At 71.3% G+C, this 17,323-nt stretch carries 14 protein-coding genes; 8 read left to right on the top strand and 6 right to left on the bottom strand.

Annotated features, from left to right (window positions below; genetic code table 11):
* Positions 1-228: 228 nt before the first annotated feature.
* From KUA19_RS15995 to KUA19_RS15970, 6 genes are all read left to right on the top strand, one after another.
* Positions 229-1,857: a glycoside hydrolase family 13 protein gene (locus tag KUA19_RS15995; RefSeq protein ID WP_217396786.1), complete on the top strand. Its 1,629-nt coding sequence runs from the start codon at positions 229-231 to the stop codon at positions 1,855-1,857.
* A 36-nt stretch (positions 1,858-1,893) separates the two neighbouring features.
* Entirely contained in the window at positions 1,894-2,760 is an 867-nt protein-coding gene (locus KUA19_RS15990) for an alkaline phosphatase family protein (RefSeq protein WP_217396785.1), read from the top strand.
* Positions 2,760-3,623, top strand: a complete 864-nt coding sequence (locus tag KUA19_RS15985; protein WP_217396784.1) for an EamA family transporter — start codon at positions 2,760-2,762, stop codon at positions 3,621-3,623. Before KUA19_RS15990 ends, KUA19_RS15985 begins: the two co-directional genes overlap by 1 nt.
* A complete protein-coding gene (locus KUA19_RS15980; RefSeq protein WP_217396783.1) occupies positions 3,620-4,876 on the top strand; it encodes an alpha-L-fucosidase in 1,257 nt (418 codons plus the stop codon). Before KUA19_RS15985 ends, KUA19_RS15980 begins: the two co-directional genes overlap by 4 nt.
* 25 nt (positions 4,877-4,901) lie before the next feature.
* Positions 4,902-5,927 carry an aspartate-semialdehyde dehydrogenase gene (locus KUA19_RS15975; protein ID WP_217396782.1) on the top strand — a complete coding sequence of 342 codons (1,026 nt, stop codon included), beginning with the start codon at positions 4,902-4,904 and terminating at the stop codon, positions 5,925-5,927.
* 75 nt (positions 5,928-6,002) lie between these two features.
* Complete coding sequence (locus KUA19_RS15970; protein ID WP_217396781.1) at positions 6,003-6,464, top strand: hypothetical protein; 462 nt, start codon at positions 6,003-6,005, stop codon at positions 6,462-6,464.
* A 127-nt stretch (positions 6,465-6,591) separates the two neighbouring features.
* On the opposite strand, the gene KUA19_RS15965 is transcribed toward KUA19_RS15970, so the two are convergent.
* The 5 genes from KUA19_RS15965 to KUA19_RS15945 are packed head-to-tail and all read right to left on the bottom strand — an operon-like array spanning position 6,592 to position 12,389.
* Positions 6,592-7,656 carry an ABC transporter ATP-binding protein gene (locus KUA19_RS15965; RefSeq protein WP_217396780.1) on the bottom strand — a complete coding sequence of 355 codons (1,065 nt, stop codon included), beginning with the start codon at positions 7,654-7,656 and terminating at the stop codon, positions 6,592-6,594.
* A complete protein-coding gene (locus KUA19_RS15960) occupies positions 7,653-8,624 on the bottom strand; it encodes an ABC transporter ATP-binding protein (protein WP_217396779.1) in 972 nt (323 codons plus the stop codon). The genes KUA19_RS15965 and KUA19_RS15960 overlap by 4 nt, the downstream gene beginning before the upstream one ends.
* On the bottom strand, positions 8,624-9,487 hold the full coding sequence (locus KUA19_RS15955) for an ABC transporter permease (protein WP_217396778.1): 864 nt from the start codon (positions 9,485-9,487) through the stop codon (positions 8,624-8,626). Before KUA19_RS15955 ends, KUA19_RS15960 begins: the two co-directional genes overlap by 1 nt.
* Positions 9,484-10,497 (bottom strand): ABC transporter permease, encoded by a 1,014-nt coding sequence (locus tag KUA19_RS15950; protein WP_217396777.1) that lies wholly within the window; start codon positions 10,495-10,497, stop codon positions 9,484-9,486. Before KUA19_RS15950 ends, KUA19_RS15955 begins: the two co-directional genes overlap by 4 nt.
* Positions 10,494-12,389, bottom strand: a complete 1,896-nt coding sequence (locus KUA19_RS15945) for an ABC transporter substrate-binding protein (protein ID WP_217396776.1) — start codon at positions 12,387-12,389, stop codon at positions 10,494-10,496. The genes KUA19_RS15950 and KUA19_RS15945 overlap by 4 nt, the downstream gene beginning before the upstream one ends.
* Before the next feature lie 50 nt (positions 12,390-12,439).
* On the opposite strand from KUA19_RS15945, the gene KUA19_RS15940 reads away from it, so the two are divergent.
* A complete protein-coding gene (locus KUA19_RS15940) occupies positions 12,440-14,503 on the top strand; it encodes a prolyl oligopeptidase family serine peptidase (protein ID WP_217396775.1) in 2,064 nt (687 codons plus the stop codon).
* 191 nt (positions 14,504-14,694) lie between these two features.
* Here KUA19_RS15940 and KUA19_RS15935 read toward each other — a convergent pair whose 3' ends face one another.
* Positions 14,695-15,699, bottom strand: coding sequence for a hydroxyacid dehydrogenase (locus KUA19_RS15935; RefSeq protein ID WP_308167464.1), 1,005 nt, complete (start codon positions 15,697-15,699; stop codon positions 14,695-14,697).
* A gap of 272 nt (positions 15,700-15,971) precedes the next feature.
* On the opposite strand from KUA19_RS15935, the gene KUA19_RS15930 reads away from it, so the two are divergent.
* On the top strand, positions 15,972-17,279 hold the full coding sequence (locus KUA19_RS15930) for an ABC transporter substrate-binding protein (protein WP_217396774.1): 1,308 nt from the start codon (positions 15,972-15,974) through the stop codon (positions 17,277-17,279).
* Positions 17,280-17,323 lie beyond the last annotated feature (44 nt).

The following is a 17,323-nucleotide window of genomic DNA, read 5'->3' as shown; positions in this document are numbered from 1 at the left end:
CAACGCCTCAGGCCATCGTCTACATTGGAGGCGCGATGATCGGCGCTTTCGGTCGTGCCGGGCCTCCCTGGTGCACCTTCGACCGGTGGCACCGATCATCGCGGCGACACCTGGTGGGGTAAGCGCTTTCCGAACCATTGACCCAGTCCAGACCGGCCTAGTAGGGTTCGAATCCGCTACAGAAAGCGTTTTCCACGTTGTTTCCGTTCGCCGATCTCCGGAGACCCCATGAGCAGGCACTCCCGACCCTGGTGGCGCGACGCCGTCATCTACCAGGTCTACCCGCGCAGCTTCGCCGACGGGAACGGCGACGGCATCGGTGACGTCAACGGACTGCGCGACCGCCTCCCCCACCTGCGCAGCCTCGGTGTGGACGCGATCTGGCTCAGCCCCTGGTACGTCTCCCCCATGGCCGACGCCGGCTACGACGTCGCCGACTACCGCGACATCGACCCGGTGTTCGGCACCCTCGCCCAGGCCGAGGCGTTCCTCGCCGAGGCGCACGCGCTGGACCTGCGCGTCATCGTCGACATCGTGCCCAACCACTGCTCCGACCGGCACCCCGCGTTCGCGGCGGCGCTGGCGGCCCCGCCCGGCTCGCCGCAGCGGGACCTGTTCTGGTTCCGCCCCGGCCGGGGCGCGCACGGCGAACTGCCGCCCAACGACTGGCGTTCGCACTTCGGCGGCCCGGCGTGGACGCGGGTGGCCGACGGCGAGTGGTACCTGCACATGTTCGCCCCCGAGCAGCCCGACTGGAACTGGGGCCACCCGGCGGTGCGCGCCGACTTCGAGACCACGCTGCGGTTCTGGCTGGACCGGGGCGTGGACGGCTTCCGCATCGACGTCGCCGACCACCTGGTCAAGGACCCGGCCCTGCCCGACGTGTCCACGCTCGTCCCCGGCACGATCTCGCCGTGGCGCGACCAGGAGGGCGTGCACGAGATCTTCCGGAGCTGGCGCGCCATCGCCGACTCGTACCCGCAGCAGGCGGTCTTCGTCGGTGAGCTGTGGGATCCCAACGCCGAGCGGTTCACCCGCTACCTGCGCCCGGACGAGTTGCACACCGGGTTCAACTTCGCGTTCCTGTCCTGCCCGTGGGACGCGCTGTCGTTCCGGACGGTGATCGACGAGACGCTGAGCACGCACGCGCTGGTCGGCGCGCCGGCGACGTGGGTGCTGTCCAACCACGACGTGGTGCGGCACGTGACCCGCTACGGTCGCGCCGACACCTCGCACAGCTTCGCCCCCGATGCGATGACACAGGCCGCCGACCTGGCTTTGGGCACCCGCCGGGCCCGCGCGGCGGCCCTGCTCAGCCTCGCCCTGCCGGGCAGCGCGTACGTGTACCAGGGCGAGGAGCTGGGCCTGCCCGAGGTGCAGGACATCCCGGCCGAACTGCTGCAGGACCCACGCTGGATCCGATCCGGGTACACCGACCGGGGGCGGGACGGGTGCCGGGTGCCGCTGCCCTGGTCGGGCACCACCAAGCCGTACGGTTTCAGCCCCGACTGGGCCACCGCCGACCCGTGGCTGCCGCAGCCGGACTCGTGGGCGGCGCTGAGCGCGGAAGCCCAGGCGGGCAGCCGCCCGTCCATGCTGGAGCTGTACCGGCGCGCCCTGCACCTGCGCCGCACCGAACCCGACCTCGGCGACGGCACGCTGACCTGGCTCGACGACGCCGGTTCGGCCGCCGACGGGGTGCTCTACTTCCGGCGCGGCGACGGCTTCGCCTGCCTGGTGAACCTCTCCGACCACCCGGTGCCGCTGCCGCCGCACGGCTACCTGCTGCTGTCCAGCGACCCGCTGCAGGACCTCAAGGTCGCCCCCGACAGCGCGGTCTGGCTGCGCCTGGCATGAGCGAGCGAATCATGAGACACAGTGCGAGAGGGCGGCATGAGCGAGAGGCCTGAGATGAAGACCAGTGACCGGTACGTCGTCGTGTTCGGCGTGGACGGCGTCCGGCTGGACACGTTGCGGGCGGCGCGCACCCCGCACCTGGACGCGATCGAGGCGGCCGGGTTCCTGGCCGAGTTCGAGGTGAGCACCGACGCCCCGACGCTGTCCGGCCCGTGCTGGGCGTCGGTGGCCACCGGCATGCCGCCCCGGGTGCACGGGATCTTCGGCAACGTGTTCGCCAACCACCGGCTGGGCGTGTTCGGCGACGTGTTCGCCACCGTACGCCGTCGGGGCCTGCCCACCTTCGTCGGCGCCGCCTGGGCGCCGCTGGTGACCACCGCCCACGGCGGCCCGGTCTTCGCCCCGCCGACCCGGCTCAGCTACGCCGACGGCGAGGTGCTGGGGCACGACGCCGCCGACGGTCTGGTCGCCGACGACGCGGCCCGCGCCCTGGGCCAGGGCGACTTCAACGCGTCCTTCGTGTACCTCGGCGAACCGGACGAGGTCGCCCACGCCGTGGGCTGCGGCAGCGACTACGTGGCCGCGATCGAGCGGGCCGACGCGCGGGTGGGCCGGGTGCGCGCCGCGATCGAGGCCCGGCCGACGTACCCGGCCGAGCACTGGACGTTTCTCGTCGTCACCGACCACGGGCACGTGGACGCGGGCGGCCACGGCGGACGCAGCCGCTGGGAGCGTACGGCCTGGCTGGCCGCCTGCGGCGCCGGCGTCGGCGGTGCCGCCCCGGACGGCGTGAACCACCTGTCGGTGGCCCCGACCGTGCTCGCGGCGCTGGGCCACGACCTGCGTCACGAGAGCCACCTGCCCGGCGTCAGCCTGGTCGGCGACCCGGTTCCGGCGACCTGATGCCGCCGCTCGCGTTCGCGCTGGTCGCCGCCTCGGTGGTGTGCCACGCCACCTGGAATCTGCTGTCGAAGAAGGCCGCCGTCGGCGGCACCGCGTTCGTGGCGGTGTGGTCGGTGGTCGCCTCGCTGATCTGGGCGCCGTTCGGCGTCTGGGCGCTGGTCATCGGCTGGGACTCGCTCGGGCCGGGCGCACTGGTGCTGGTCGGCGGCGCGGCGCTGCTGCACACCGGCTACTACCTGCTGCTGCAGCGCGGGTACGCCGTCGGCGACCTGTCGGTGGTGTACCCGATCGCGCGCGGGCTGGGTCCGGTGCTGGTGTGCGCGGTCGCGGTGCCGTTCTTCGGTGAGGACCCGGGGCTGCTGGGCTGGGCGGGGACGCTGGCGCTGTCGGTCAGCGTGGCGTTCATCGGCCGCCCCGACGCCGACGCCCTGCGCCGCCGCGGCCCGGTGCTGTACGCGCTGGCGGTGGGCGTGTTCATCGCCGCGTACACGCTGTGGGACCGCAACGCGGTGACCACCGCGGCGCTGTCGCCGATCCTGGTCAACTGGGGCGGCGACGTGGGCCGCACGCTGCTGCTGACGCCGTGGCTGCTGCGGCACCGGACGCGGGCCCGGCAGGTGTGGCGCGAGCACCGGCGCGAGGTGTTCGGCACGGCGCTGTGCTCGCCAGGGGCGTACATGCTGGCGCTGACCGCGATGACGATGGCCCCGGTGACCGTGGTCGCGCCGCTGCGCGAGGTAAGCGTGCTGCTGGTGGTGTTCCTCGGCGCCCGGGTGCTGGGCGAGCAGGACATGTGGAAGCGGCTGGCCGCCGCCCTCGGCGTGGTCGCGGGCGCGGTCGGCGTGACGATGGGGCGGGGATGACAGTGTTGCCGACGGCCGACCAACTGGCCTGGCAGGAGGCTGGTTTCGGGCTGTTCCTGCACTTCGGGGTCAACACATTCCACGGTCGGGAGTGGAGCGACGGGACGCTGCCCGCGTCGTCGTTCCGGCCGGACGCGCTGGACGTACGGCAGTGGGTCGACACGGCGCTGGCGGCGGGAGCCCGGTACGTCGTGCTGACCGCCAAGCACCACGACGGGTTCTGCCTGTGGCCCACCGAGACCACCGACTACAGCGTGCGCGGCTCGGCGTGGCGCGACGGCACCGGCGACGTGGTCGGTGAGCTGGCCCGAGCCTGCCGCGCGGCGGGACTCGGCCTGGGGCTCTACCTGTCGCCGTGGGACCGCAACGCCGCCTGCTACCCCGACCCGGCCGCCTACGACGAGTTCTACCTGCGCCAGCTCACCGAACTGTGCACCGGGTACGGGCCGCTGACCGAGCTGTGGTTCGACGGGGCGGGTTCGGAGGGGCGCGGGTACGACTGGGACGCGATCATGAAGGTGGTCGACGCGTACCAGCCGCAGGCGATGGTCTTCAACATGGGCCGCCCCACCATCCGCTGGGTCGGCAACGAGGACGGGCTGGCCGCCGACCCGGTCACCTACGCGGTGGCCAGCACCGGCGTCAGCGTCTACGACGACCGGCAGGCCGCGCTCGACAGCGTCCGCTACGCGCCGCCCGAGTGCGACGTCCCGATCCGTCGGCACTGGTTCTGGCAGCCTGACGACCTGGACACGCTCAAGAGCACCGAGCACCTGCTGGCCATCTGGTACCGGTCGGTGGGTCTGGGCGCGGGACTACTGCTCAACGTACCCCCGGATCGCTCGGGGCGGCTCGACCCGCACGACCGCGCCCGGCTGCTGGAGTTCACCGGCGAACTCACCCGGCGGTTCGCCGACCCGCTACCCGCGCGCCTCACCCCGGTCCCCGGCGGATACCTGGCCCGGTTCGCCCAGCCGGTCGTCCTCGACCACGTCGAACTGCGCGAGGAGTTGGCCGGTGGCCAGCGTGTCTCGCGTCACCAGGTGGTCGCCGGCGGCACGGTGCTCGCGTCCGGCCAGACCGTGGGGGTACGCCGTATCCACGCGTTCGCGCAGGTGGAGGTCACCGAGCTGACCGTGCTCGTCGACGGCGACAGTCCGGCGCTGCGCGCGGTCACCGGCTTTCGCACCGGGCACGAGACAACGCCTGAGCTGGAACGCCAGCCCGAATTCCGGGATGAGAAGTTCGCCTGAGCAGCACGATCGCTACCCTGGGCGCATGAGAATCGGCATCGTCGGAGCAACTGGTCAGGTCGGCGGCGTGATGCGCCGCGTGCTGGCGGAGCGCAAGTTCCCGGTGGACGAGCTGCGGCTGTTCGCCTCGGCCCGCTCGGCCGGCAAGACGCTGCCGTGGGCCGACACCGAGATCACCGTCGAGGACGCCGCCACCGCCGACTACCGCGGGCTCGACATCGTGCTGTTCTCGGCGGGCAAGACCACCTCGCTGGCGCTGGCGCCGAAGGTGGCCGAGGCGGGCGCTGTCGTGGTCGACAACTCCTCGGGCTGGCGGCTGGACCCGGACGTGCCGCTGGTGGTCTCCGAGGTCAACCCGCAGGCGATCAAGCTCCGCCCCAAGGGCATCATCGCCAACCCGAACTGCACCACCATGGCGGCGATGCCGGTGCTGCGGCCGCTGCACGAGGAGGCGCGGCTGACCGGGCTGGTCGCCACCACGTACCAGGCGGTGTCCGGCACCGGTCTGACCGGCGTGGACGAGCTGCACGAGCAGGCTAGCGCCGTGATCGGCCAGGCCCGTGGCCTCACCCACGACGGCAACGCCGTCGACTACCCGGCCCCGAAGGTGTACGCCCACCCGATCGCGTTCAACGTGCTGCCGCTGGCGGGCGCGCTGGTCGCCGACGGCTCCGGCGAGACCGACGAGGAGCAGAAGCTGCGCAACGAGAGCCGCAAGATCCTCGGCATCCCGGACCTGCCGGTGTCGGGCACCTGCGTGCGCGTCCCGGTCTTCACTGGCCACTCGCTGCAGGTCAACGCCCGCTTCGCACAGCCGATCAGCCCCGACCGCGCCCGCGAGCTGCTCGCCGTCGCGCCGGGCGTGCACCTGGTCGACGTGCCCACCCCGCTGCAGGCCGCGGGCCAGGACCCGACGTACGTGGGGCGCATCCGAGTCGACGAGACGGTGGAGCACGGCCTGGCGCTGTTCTGCTCCAGCGACAACCTGCGCAAGGGCGCCGCGCTGAACGCGGTCCAGATCGCCGAGCTGCTGCTGGCCGAGCTGGGCTGACCCGCCTGTGCGGATCGTGTGAAGGGCCGGTGCACGCACCGGCCCTTTCGCGTACCCGCGTGATCCGATAGCCGGGTGCGCGACATCCTTCGCCTGACGCGGCGGCTGAGCCTGCGAACGCTCGCCGCCTGGACGGCACTGCTGGTCTTCACCGGCGGCTGCGCCTGCTGCTGCGGGTCGATCGGGCCGATCGGCTTCGCCCCGGACCTGAAAGCGGGCGACATCGTCGACATCTGGAACGGCGAGCGCGGGGCGCGGCTGATCCTGCACTCCGACGGCACCTTCGAGGCCGATCACCTGGACGGCTGCGCCGACAACGAGTCCAGCCGCTTCCACGAGCACACCATGGACACTCCCGACAGCGGCACCGGACGGTGGACGCTGGGGCCGCCGGAGCGGCTGAACCCGTACCAGGTGCTGCGGTTGGAGTTCGACAGCGGCACCGAGACGGAATGGGGGGCCGGTGACGACGAGATCGTGGTCGTCCTGGGCGACCCCGACATCGCGGATGTCTGCTTCTTCGAGCGCGCCGACTAGCTTCCAATCGACGCTGGCCTATCCAGGAGACGAATCGTCGAGAATCGTCCACCTGATAGGCCAGCGTCGATGCTAGGTGGAGTGCTGAGGCGCGCGACGTCCCGGCGGTCGGCCGGAGCGGATGTGGTCAGTGCGGGGTGCCGGTGGCGGTCCCGCTCGCGGCGGCGGCGATGCCGTCGCCGACGTGGCTGAGCAGGCAGGCCGCCTGGTGGCCGCCGTGCAGCGGCAGCACCGGCAGCGACTCGCCCGCACAGCGCGCGGCGATCCCGGCCCGCTGCGCGGTCCCGTCGGCCACGGCCGGGCAGCGCGGATGGAAGCGGCACCCGGCCGGGATCCGCGACGGATCCGGCGACTCCCCGACCAGCACCACCGGCGCCCGCCCCGCCTCCGGCAGCACCGAGATCAGCGCCGACGTGTACGGGTGCTTCGGCGCCGCCAGCACCTGCTCGGTCCGCCCCACCTCGACGATCCGCCCGAGATACATCACCGCGAGCCGGTCGGCGATGTTCCACGCCAACCCGAGGTCGTGCGTCACCACCAGCACCGACAGCCCGAGCTCGTCGCGCAGGGACAGCAGCAGCGCGAGGATCTCGCCGCGCACCGAGGCGTCCAGCGACGCGACCGGTTCGTCCGCGATGATCAGCTCGGGTTCGAGCACCAGCGCGCCCGCGATCACCACCCGCTGGCGCTGCCCACCGGACAGCTCGTGCGGGTAGCGCCCGAAGAACCGCTCCGCCGGACGCAGCCCGGCCTGCGACAGCGCCTTGGCGACCAGCGCCCGCTCGTCGCCGGGCACCCGGTGGATGCGCAGGCCCTCGGCGACGGCCTCGTACACGGTGCGGCGCGGGTTGAGCGCGCCGGTCGGGTCCTGCAGCACCAGCTGCACCTTGCGGCGCAGCGCTTTCAGCCCCGCTGAGCGGTAACTCAGCGGCCTGCCGTGGTGCAGCACCTGTCCCGCGTACGGCTGCTGCAGCCCCAGCAGTGCTCGGGCCAGCGTGGTCTTGCCGCTGCCGGACTCCCCGGCCAGCGCCAGGATCTCGCCCCGGTCGACCGACAGCTCCACCCCGTCGACCGCCCGGATCGGCGGCACGCCCTTGACCGGCGCCCCAAACCCGACCTTGAGCCCGCGGGCCTCGATCACCGGGTGCACCGAGGCCGCCCGCTGGCCGGGGAGGCCACCCTGTTCGCTCATGCTGGCACTCCCACGTGGACGCAGGCGGCGCTGCGGGCGTCGTCGACGCGGCGCAGCGTGATGTCGTACTCGACGCAGTCGCCGATCGCGACCGGGCAACGCGGCGCGAAGGCGCAGCCACCGCCCAGGTCGCGCGGGTCCGGCGGGTCGCCGGGCAGCCCGCGCGGGGCGCGGCGGGAGGCGGCGTCGCCGATGACCGGGAACGCCGCCGCCAGCGCCTGCGCGTACGGGTGCGCGGCGGCGGCGAACAGCTCGTGGCCGGGTCCCTGCTCGACCACGCGCCCGGCGTACATGACGGCGACGCGGTGGCAGGTGGAGGCGAGCACCGACAGGTCGTGGCTGATCAGGATCAGGCCCAGCCCCCGCTCGCGGACCAGGTCCTTGAGCAGGGTGAGCACCTGCGCCTGCACCATCACGTCCAGCGCGGTGGTCGGCTCGTCGGCGATGATCAGCTGCGGCGAGCAGGCCAGCGCCATCGCGATCATGACGCGCTGCTTCTGCCCGCCCGACAGCTCGTGCGGGTACGAGTCGGCCCGCCAGGCGGGCACACCCACCTGCTCCAGCAGGTCCGCCACCCGGGCCTCGGCGGTGCGGGCCGAGGTCTTGGGCGTGTGCAGCAGGATCGGTTCGGCCAGCTGGCGGCCGACGGTGCGCACCGGGTTGAGGGCGTGCATCGCCCCCTGGAACACGATCGAGGCGTCGCGCCAGCGCACCGTACGCAGCTGGCCCCAGCTCATGGTGAGCACGTCGACGCCGTTGAGCGCGATCCGCCCCGACACCTCGGCGGTGCTCGGCAGCAGCCGCAGGATGGCACTGGCCAGCGTCGACTTGCCGCAGCCGGACTCCCCGGCCAGGCCCAGCGTCTCGCCCGCGGCCAGGGTCAGGTCGACGCCGCGTACGGCGGGGACGGGGATGCCACGGTCGCGGTAGGACACCCGCAGGCCCGATATCTCCAGCAGGGGCGCCATCACATCTCCAGCCGTGGGTCGAGGATCCGCTCCAGCGCCCGGCCGCACATGTTGAACGCGCGGACCACCAGCACCACCGCGATGCCCGGCGCCAGCACCCACCACCAGGCGTTCAGGTCGATCGCGCCGAGGTCGTGCGCCTGCTCCAGGATGCGGCCCCAGGAGACCCGCAGCGGGTCGCCGAGGCCCAGGAACGACAGCGTGGTCTCCGCGATGATCGCGATGGAGACCGTCAGCGTGGTGTTGGCCAGCACCAGCGGCATCACGTTGGGCAGCACGTGCCGGGTCATCTGGTGCCAGTGCCCGCCGCCCAGCGCCCGCGCCCGCTCCAGGTAGGGCCTGGCCTCGATGGCCATGGTCTGGGCGCGGACCAGTCGGGCGGTGCCGGACCAGGAGGTCACGCCGATCACGATGATCACCGCGATGAGCTTTGGCACCGCGGGCGGGAACACCGTGGCCAGCACGATCGCCAGCGGCAGGTACGGGATGACCAGGAACCACTCGGTGAGCCGGTTGAGCGTGCCGCCGACCATCCCGCTGAAGTGGCCCGAGGTGATGCCGATCAGCGTGCCCAGCACCATCGAGATGACCGTGGCGGCCAGGCCGACCAGCAGCGTGATCTGGCTGCCGTGGATGACCATGGTGAGCACCGAGCGGCCCGCGTGGTCGGTGCCGAGCGGGAACGCCCACGACGGCGCGTCCAGCGCCTTGCCCGCCGCCTTGGTGACGTCGAGGCCGACCGGGTCGGCGAGCAGGTCGGCGAAGATCGCCATCAGCGCGAACAGGGTCAGCACGATCAGGCCGGACAGGCCCTCGCGATCGCGCCGGAACCGGCGCCAGGCGGAGGTTCGGGCAGTGCTCATGCGGTACGCACCCGGGGGTCGAGCACCGGCATCAGCAGGTCGGCGACGAGGTTCATGATGATCACTCCGGCCGAGAAGAACAGGAACAAGCCCTGCAGCAGCGGGATGTCCGGCCCGCGCAGCGCGTCATAGGTCAGCAGACCCAGCCCCGGCCAGGAGAACACTGTCTCCACCGTGATCGCCCCGGCCACCACGAAGCCCATGCTCATGAAGAACAGGGTCATCGACGGCAGCAGCGCGTTGGGCAGCGCGTGCCGCCGCATGACCAGGTCGTCGCGCAGGCCCTTGGCCCGTGCCGTGGTGAGGTAGTCGGCGCGCCGCTCGTCCAGCATGGACGACCGCATGATCAGCGAGTACTCGGCGACGTAGACGATGGTGAGCACGGTGACCGGCAGCACCATGTGCCACAGCGTGTCCACCGCGCCGGGCAGGGTGGAGCGCGGATCGTTCATGCCGCGGGCCGGGAAGATGCCGTACTTGTTGAGCAGCACCAGCAGCACCAGGCCCAGCAGCCACTCCGGCATGGAGTAGAAGGTGACCGCGAGGCTGGAGGAGACCCGGTCGAACCGGCTGCCCTGGCGCCAGCCACTGCGGGCGCCCAGCCACACCCCGAGGCCCGCGGCCAGCACCAGCGCGGTGCCCGACAGCAGGATCGTCGGCAGGATGCGCTCGCCGATCACTTCGATCACCTTGGCGTGCTGGCTGAACGAGACACCGAAGTCGCCCTGGGCCAGCGCGCGCAGGTACTTGCCGAACGCCGTGTACCAGTTGTCGTTGAGGCCGAGGCGATCGCGCAGCTCGCGCAGCGCCTCCGGGTCGGCGTTGCGCCCGCGCGGGGCGAACGCCTTGGCCGGGTCGCCGGGCAGCACCCGGAACAGGAAGAAGTTGATGACGGTGACGAACAGCAGCATGACCAGGGCCGAGAGCAGCTTGCGCAGCACGTACCCGGCCGACAGGGCCCGGCGGGGCCGGCGCGTCACCGCACCGGCCCCGCCGCTGTCACTGCTCATTCCCGGTCGTCCGCGTTCTTCCGGCGGCTGATCAGCACGATCACCATGATGATCACCGCCAGCAGCACCAACGCGCCCATCACGATCAGCACGATGAGCACCGCGGACAGGCCACTGGACTCGGCGGCGGGGGCCGCGGTGACCGGCTCGATGTTGCGGTAGCTGTGCGTGCCGTACTGGAAGGCGAGGATGCCGCCCTGGCTCGGCTGCGGCACGAACCCGGTGAACCGGTCCGACCGGTACACCTCGGACTGGTTGTAGTAGTAGGTCAGCGAGTAGGCGACTTCGTCGTAGAGCAGCTTCTGCGCGTCCTTGACCACCTGGGCGCGCGCCTTCGGGTCGATCATGGTCTGCTGCTGCTGGTAGAGCTCGTCGAACTTCGGGTTGCAGTAGAAGCTGTCCGACCAGCCCGCGGCGATCTCGCCGTCCTCCTCGTACGAGCGCTGGTCACAGGTCATCACCGACAGCTGGAAGTCGGGGTCGGGTTCGACGACCCAGCCCCACTCGAACAGGTCGAAGTCGCCCTTGCCCAGCACGGTGGTGAGGTTGTCCTCGCTCATGATCGACACGGTCACCTTGATGCCGATGTCCTTGAGCCAGGAGCGCACGTACTCGGTGGTCTGCTTGGAGTACTCCGAGGAGTCGCGGCCGAACAGGCGGAACTCCAGCTTCCGGCCGTCCTTGGCGCGTACGCCGTCGGCACCCTTGGCGTAACCCGCCGCGTCGAGGATCGAGTTCGCCTTGGCCAGGTCGAAGGCGCGGGTGTCGGCACCCGGGTTCCAGTGCAGGTCGGCGTAGATCGGCGGGATGACGCCGGTGGCCGGGCTGCCGTGGCCGTTGAGCACCTTGTCGACCAGGGTCTTGCGGTCGATGGCGGTGTCGATGGCCAGCCGGACCTGCTTGTCCTTGAGCGCCGGGTGTCCGTCGCCGATGGCCTTGCCGTCGACGGTGGCGGCACCGAGGTTGTAGCCGATCTCGTTGAAGCCGTAGTACTTGGCATCGTTGACGATGATGCCCGGCTTGCCCTGCAGCGTCTCGGCGATCGCCGCGGGCAGGTCCTGCGCCATGTCGATCTCACCCTGGCGCAGCGCCTGGGCCAGCGCGGAGTCGTCGGCGAAGACGGTGAACACCAACTCGTCGATCTTCGGCGCCCCGCCGAAGTACGACTTGTTCGCGGCGAACCGGTAGAACTGGCCCTTCTTGGCCTCGGCCAGCTGGAACGGGCCGGAGCCGACCACGTCCTTGTCGTTGGCGAAGGTGCCCGCGTCCTTGGCGCTGATCTTCGACCAGACGTGCTCGGGCAGGATCGGCACGGCCAGGCGCAGCATGATCGGGCTGGGCTTCTCCGTGGTCATGACCACGGTCGCGGCGTCGGGCGCGGTGATGTCGGTGATGTTGTCGACGTAGCTGCTGTACTGCCCGTTGGCCGTCTCGTCCTCCTTGGCCCGCTTGAACGTGTAGACCACGTCCTTGGCGGTCAGCTCGACGCCGTCGGACCACTTCACGCCGGGGTGCAGGTGGAAGGTCCAGGTCTTGCCGTCGGCCGAGGTCTCCCAGCTCTGCGCGAGCGACGGCTCGGGCGAGAAGTCCTTGGCGGCGGAGACGGTCAGGTAGTCGTACATCAGCTGGTACGTGTCGAACGCGGTCGACACCACGCCGACGTACGGGTTGAGCGAGTCGATGTCCTGCTTGATGCCGATGACGAAGCTCGTCTTGCTGCGCGGCGCGGTGGCACCGGGCTGAGCCGAGGGTGATTCGTCCGCGGCGGCCGGCGCGGCGACGGCGCCGAGTGCGGCCAGCGCGACGGCGGCCACCATCGCCACCCGGGCGCGTACACCGCGAACTGACTGATTGGTCAGCCAGGACTTTGGAGCAGGAGGGGTGCTGCTCATCAGGTTCTCTCCCTTGGTGCCCGGGGGCGTGGCGGGTAAGGTCCCCGGTCATGCCGCACGATCCCGAAGATCACGAAGCCGCCGTCCCCCCGGTCGCCCCGACCGAACCGCGCGAGCATGAGCTGCACGGACGCCGGTGGACCGACGAGTACGGGTGGATGCGCGACCACGACGACCCACGGTTTCTCGCCTACCTGCGCGCCGAGCGCGAGTACCACGATGCCGCCGCCAGCCGGTATGAACGCACCCGGACCGAGGTGTTTCACGAGGTGGAGCAACGCCTCCTTCCGACTGATGACTCAGTCAGTTGGAGACATGGTTCACGTTTCTACTACACCCGGACCGTCACCGGTAGTGAGTACGAGCAGTTCTTACAAGCCGGTCACGACGGCGACTCCGACCGAGTGCTACTGGATGGCGCCCTTCTCGCCGGTAGCGATGGATTCGCCGAGATCGGGCTGCGGGAACTGAGCCCCGACAACACGCTCCTGGCGTACTCCGTGGATACCACCGGAGACGAGGTGTACCGACTGAGGTTCCGCCAGTTGGCGACGTTGACGGACCTTTCGGAGGAGCTGCCGCGTACGTACTACACCGGGGCGTGGAGCGCCGACTCGGACACCTTCTTCTACACCGTGCACGACGAGCTGTACCGCCCGCACCAGGTCTGGCGGCACACCATCGGCACACCCGCCGCCGACGACATGCTGGTGCTCCAGGAGGACGACGCCCGCTACAGCCTGACCGTCCAGGCCAGCCGGGACCTGCACTGGATCATGATCGAGTCGCGCAGCCGCGACACCAGCGAATGGCACCTGGTCCCCGCGCACCATCCGCACGCGGGCCCGACCGTGGTCGTGCCCCGGCGGCGCGGCGTCGACTACCGGGTCGACCACACCGACGGGCACCTGATCATCACCACCGACGACGGCGCACCCGAGTTCCGGGTCGTCGCCGCGCCGGTCCAGGCCCCCGACGCCGGACACTGGACCGAGTTGCTGGCCGCCCGGCCGGGCGAGCGCCTGGTCGCCTGCCACGCCCTGCGTACCCACTGGCTGTGCGAACTGCGCCGCGACGGCTTCCCGCTGCTACGCGCCGTCGACCGCGGCACCGGCGCCGAGCTCGAGATCGGATCGGGCCTGGCGGCGGGCGGCGTCACCATCGCCACCCCCATCGAGTACGACGACACCAGCGTCACCATCCGCGTCGAGTCCCTCATCGACCCGCCCGCGTGGTACAGCGTCGACCTGCGCACCGGCGCCCGCGAACTGCGCAAGCGCCACGGGGTGCCCGGCTACGACCCTTCCGCGTACCGCACCGAGCGCCGCCACGCCACCGCCCCCGACGGCACCGCCGTCCCGGTCACCCTGGCCTGGCGCGCCGACACCCCACTGGACGGCACCGCCCCCGCCCTGCTCTACGGGTACGGCGCCTACGAGGCCTGCCTGGACCCCGAGTTCGACCCGGTGCTGCCAAGCCTGCTCGACCGGGGCGTGATCTACGCGCTCACCCATCCGCGCGGCGGCGGTGAGAACGGCCGCGCCTGGTGGCAGAACGGGCACCTGGCTGCCAAGACCAACACCTTCACCGACCACCTCGCCGTCGCCGACTGGCTCGCCGACGGCATCGCCGACGGGACCCGGCTGGGCACGCGCGGACTGTCGGCGGGCGGGCTGCTGCAGGGCGCCGTCTACTCGATGCGGCCGGGACGCTGGGCGGCGGTCGTGGCCGAGGTGGCGTTCGTGGACGTGGTCACCACGATGCTCGACCCGGACATCCCGCTGACGGTCAACGAGTGGGACGAGTGGGGGGACCCGCGGCGGGCCGAGGAGTTCGAGTGGCTGCGGACGTACTCGCCGTACGAGAACCCGCCGGTCGGGCCGCGTCCGCCACTGCTGGCCACGGCGGCGCTGCACGACCCCCGGGTGATGGTGCACGAACCAGCCAAGTGGATCGCCCGCCTGCGCGCCACCGCCTCCCCCGGCGACGGCCCGCTGTACCTGCGCACCGAACTCGGCGCGGGCGCCCACACCGGCCCCGCCGGTCGCTACGCCCACGCCCGCTACGAAGCCGAGATCGCCGCCTTCCTCCTCACCCACCTCCACACCCCCTGACCGCAGCCCGCGCTCGCGCCGCCCCGCCGCCCTGCGCCGCGCCGCCCTGCGCCGCCTTGCGCCGCGCCAAGATCACTGCAGTTTCAGGGAAACTGCACGAATCCGGGCCTTGATTCCCGCAGTTTCCCCGAAACTGCAGCCACCTGAGCCCGCGTCGACGGGGCGCAGCCCGGCGCGGCACCGGGTGTGGATCAGGCCAGGGTCGGGAGTTGGTCGGCGTGGACCGCGCCGAGCAGGGGGACACCGGCGAGGAAGCGGTCCAGCTCGGCGAGGGCGTACTCGCCCAGGCGGCGTACCTCGGTGCCCTGCACCCCGGCCAGGTGCGGGGTGATCCAGACGTTCGGCAGCGCGAACAGCGGATGACCGGCGGGCAGCGGCTCCGGTTCGGTGACGTCCAGCAGCGCGTCGATGCGCCCGGCGGCGCAGGCCGCGGTCAGCGCCTCGTGGTCCACCAGTGACCCGCGCGCCGTATTGATCAGGATGGCCCCGTCCGGCAGCAGCGCCAGCCGCCGCGCGTCGATCAGGTGGCGCGTCTCGGGCAGCGCCGGGGCGTGCAGGGTCACCACGTCGCAGCGGCGGCACAGTTCGTCGAGGTCGACGAGTTCCGCGCCGAGGGCGTACGCCTCGGCCGCGTCGACGCACGGATCGCTGACCAGCACCCGGATCCCGGCCGCGCGCAACCGGGTGATGACGCGGCGCCCGATGCGGGAGGCGCCGACGACGCCGACGGTCCGGCCGTCGTTGCCCGGTCGCCGCTCGACGCCGAAGTCGGTCCGGCCGTGCTCGGCGTACCGGCGGGCGAGGGCGAAGGCGCGTTTACCGGCCAGCAGCAGTACGGCCAGGGTGAAGTCGACGACCGGTTCGGCGTTGGCGTCGGCGGCCGACGAGACGGCGATGCCCCGGGCGAACACCTCCGGGCCGATGTGCGCCTTGACCGACCCGGCCGCGTGGATGACGGCGCGCAGCTTGGGCATGGCGTCCAGCAGCCCGTCACTCAGGTACGGGCAGGCCCAGCCGGTCATCAGCACCTCGACCTCGGCCAGTCGCGGGTCGGTCGTGAGCGCCGCGAGGTCGGTGACCGGCGTGGACCGGATCAGGCGCAGGGTGCCGGAGAGCCGGTCGCGCAGATCGTGCGGGTACACGGCCGGCGCCGCCGAGGGCGTCATGGCCAGCAGCCCGGCCGGGCGGTCCGTCACGGCTCTCTCCAAGCGATCACTAGTAAACGTTTGCTGTACGGATTCAGGACCGTAGCGTCACATTCAAGCGAGGTCAACACGCACTCGTACGCCCAAGTGCAACGAGATGGAAACGGTGACTTGACGTCGTCATAGAAACCGGTTTAGTTTCGGTCTCCGCCAGGAGCGGTGATCTGAACCACTCCCCCGGCAACCGACTCGGGCCCCAGGGCCGGGGCTCTGAACTGCGAAAACTTCCGCTACGATCCCATTCCCCCCGCAAAGGAGCGGTCATGAAACGCCGATCGATGAAGGCAGCCGTCGCGCTCGCCGGCGCCATGGTCTCCATGGCGCTGGTCGCCTCCGGTTGCAGCAAGGGCTCCGACGACAGCGGGGACAAGCCCGCGGTCACCGAGATCACCTTCTGGTCCTGGCTGCGCGCCTCGCAGGAGGTCACCGACGCGTTCAACAAGACCCACACCGACGTGCAGGTCAAGTTCGAGCAGATCCCGGGCGGCGCCGACGGGTACGGCAAGCTGACCAACGCGGTCAAGGCGGACAACGCCCCCGACGTGGCGACCGTCGAGTACGCGATGCTCCCCGACATGCTGGCCCAGGGCAATCTGCAGGACGTCTCTGGCGACATCAGCGAGCTGGTCAAGTCGAAGTACCCGGCCCCGATCCAGGAGCTGGTGACCCTCGGCGGCAAGACCTGGACCGTGCCACTGGACGCGGGCGCGATGGTCATGTTCTACCGCAAGGACCTGTTCGAGCAGGCGAAGATCGCCGTGCCGAAGACCTGGGACGAGTTCAAGGCCGCCGCCGAGAAGGTGAAGAAGGCCAACCCCAAGGCGCGCATCACCGACTGGAACCAGACCGACTCCGCCAACTTCGTCTCGCTGAACTGGCAGGCCGGGGCGAAGTGGTTCGACATCCAGGGCGACTCCTGGAAGGTCTCGATCGACTCCCCCGAGTCGCAGCAGGTCGCCGCGTACTGGCAGGACCTGATCGCCAAGGACCTGGTCACCAACATCCCGGCCGAAGAGGTGCAGAAGCGTAAGGCCGCCGGTGAGGTGTGGGTGCAGCTCGGCGGGGCGTGGGCCGCGGGCGGCCTCAAGGCGGGCCTGCCCGACCAGGCCGGCAAGTGGGCCTCGACCGCGCTGCCGTCGTGGGACGCGGCCGCCCCGGCCTCGGCGATGGTCGGCGGCTCCTCGTTCGGCGTGAGCAAGACCAGCAAGAAGAAGGACGCGGCGATCAAGTTCATCACCTGGATGACCACCACCCCCGAGGGCATCCAGGCCCGCCTGGCCAGCGGCGCCAGCTCCACGCTGCCCGCGATCCCGGAGCTCGCCGACGTGGCGGCCAAGAACTTCGACACCAAGTTCTTCGGCGGCCAAGACATCTACGCCGTGGCCAAGGCCTCGGAGGCGATCATCCGTACCGGCTGGCGCTGGGGTCCGGGCATGCGCAACGTCTTCGACGGCCTGGGCGAGCAGTTCAAGCAGGTCAACACCGGCAAGGCGCAACTGCCCGCGGTGTACGGCCCGGTGCAGGCCAAGACCATCGAGGACCTGAAGGGCCGCGGCATCAACGCGTCCTGACCTCCGCCGGGGCGGGTGGTGCTGTCACGACGGCGCCACCCGCC

This window comes from Catellatospora tritici (genome assembly GCF_019083965.1).
Classification (GTDB): domain Bacteria; phylum Actinomycetota; class Actinomycetes; order Mycobacteriales; family Micromonosporaceae; genus Catellatospora; species Catellatospora tritici.
The sequence above is the reverse complement of the archived record's forward strand: the minus strand, read 5'-3'. Positions and strand labels throughout refer to the sequence as shown.

Excerpts from the sequence above, each read along its gene's own strand:
- KUA19_RS15995 (WP_217396786.1), top strand. The coding sequence starts at position 229 with ATGAGCAGGCACTCCCGACCCTGGTGGCGCGACGCCGTCATCTACCAG.
- KUA19_RS15990 (WP_217396785.1), top strand. The coding sequence starts at position 1,894 with ATGAGCGAGAGGCCTGAGATGAAGACCAGTGACCGGTACGTCGTCGTG.
- KUA19_RS15985 (WP_217396784.1), top strand. The coding sequence starts at position 2,760 with ATGCCGCCGCTCGCGTTCGCGCTGGTCGCCGCCTCGGTGGTGTGCCAC.
- KUA19_RS15980 (WP_217396783.1), top strand. The coding sequence starts at position 3,620 with ATGACAGTGTTGCCGACGGCCGACCAACTGGCCTGGCAGGAGGCTGGT.
- KUA19_RS15975 (WP_217396782.1), top strand. The coding sequence starts at position 4,902 with ATGAGAATCGGCATCGTCGGAGCAACTGGTCAGGTCGGCGGCGTGATG.
- KUA19_RS15965 (WP_217396780.1), bottom strand. The coding sequence starts at position 7,656 with ATGAGCGAACAGGGTGGCCTCCCCGGCCAGCGGGCGGCCTCGGTGCAC.
- KUA19_RS15960 (WP_217396779.1), bottom strand. The coding sequence starts at position 8,624 with ATGGCGCCCCTGCTGGAGATATCGGGCCTGCGGGTGTCCTACCGCGAC.
- KUA19_RS15955 (WP_217396778.1), bottom strand. The coding sequence starts at position 9,487 with ATGAGCACTGCCCGAACCTCCGCCTGGCGCCGGTTCCGGCGCGATCGC.
- KUA19_RS15950 (WP_217396777.1), bottom strand. The coding sequence starts at position 10,497 with ATGAGCAGTGACAGCGGCGGGGCCGGTGCGGTGACGCGCCGGCCCCGC.
- KUA19_RS15945 (WP_217396776.1), bottom strand. The coding sequence starts at position 12,389 with ATGAGCAGCACCCCTCCTGCTCCAAAGTCCTGGCTGACCAATCAGTCA.
- KUA19_RS15940 (WP_217396775.1), top strand. The coding sequence starts at position 12,440 with ATGCCGCACGATCCCGAAGATCACGAAGCCGCCGTCCCCCCGGTCGCC.
- KUA19_RS15930 (WP_217396774.1), top strand. The coding sequence starts at position 15,972 with ATGAAACGCCGATCGATGAAGGCAGCCGTCGCGCTCGCCGGCGCCATG.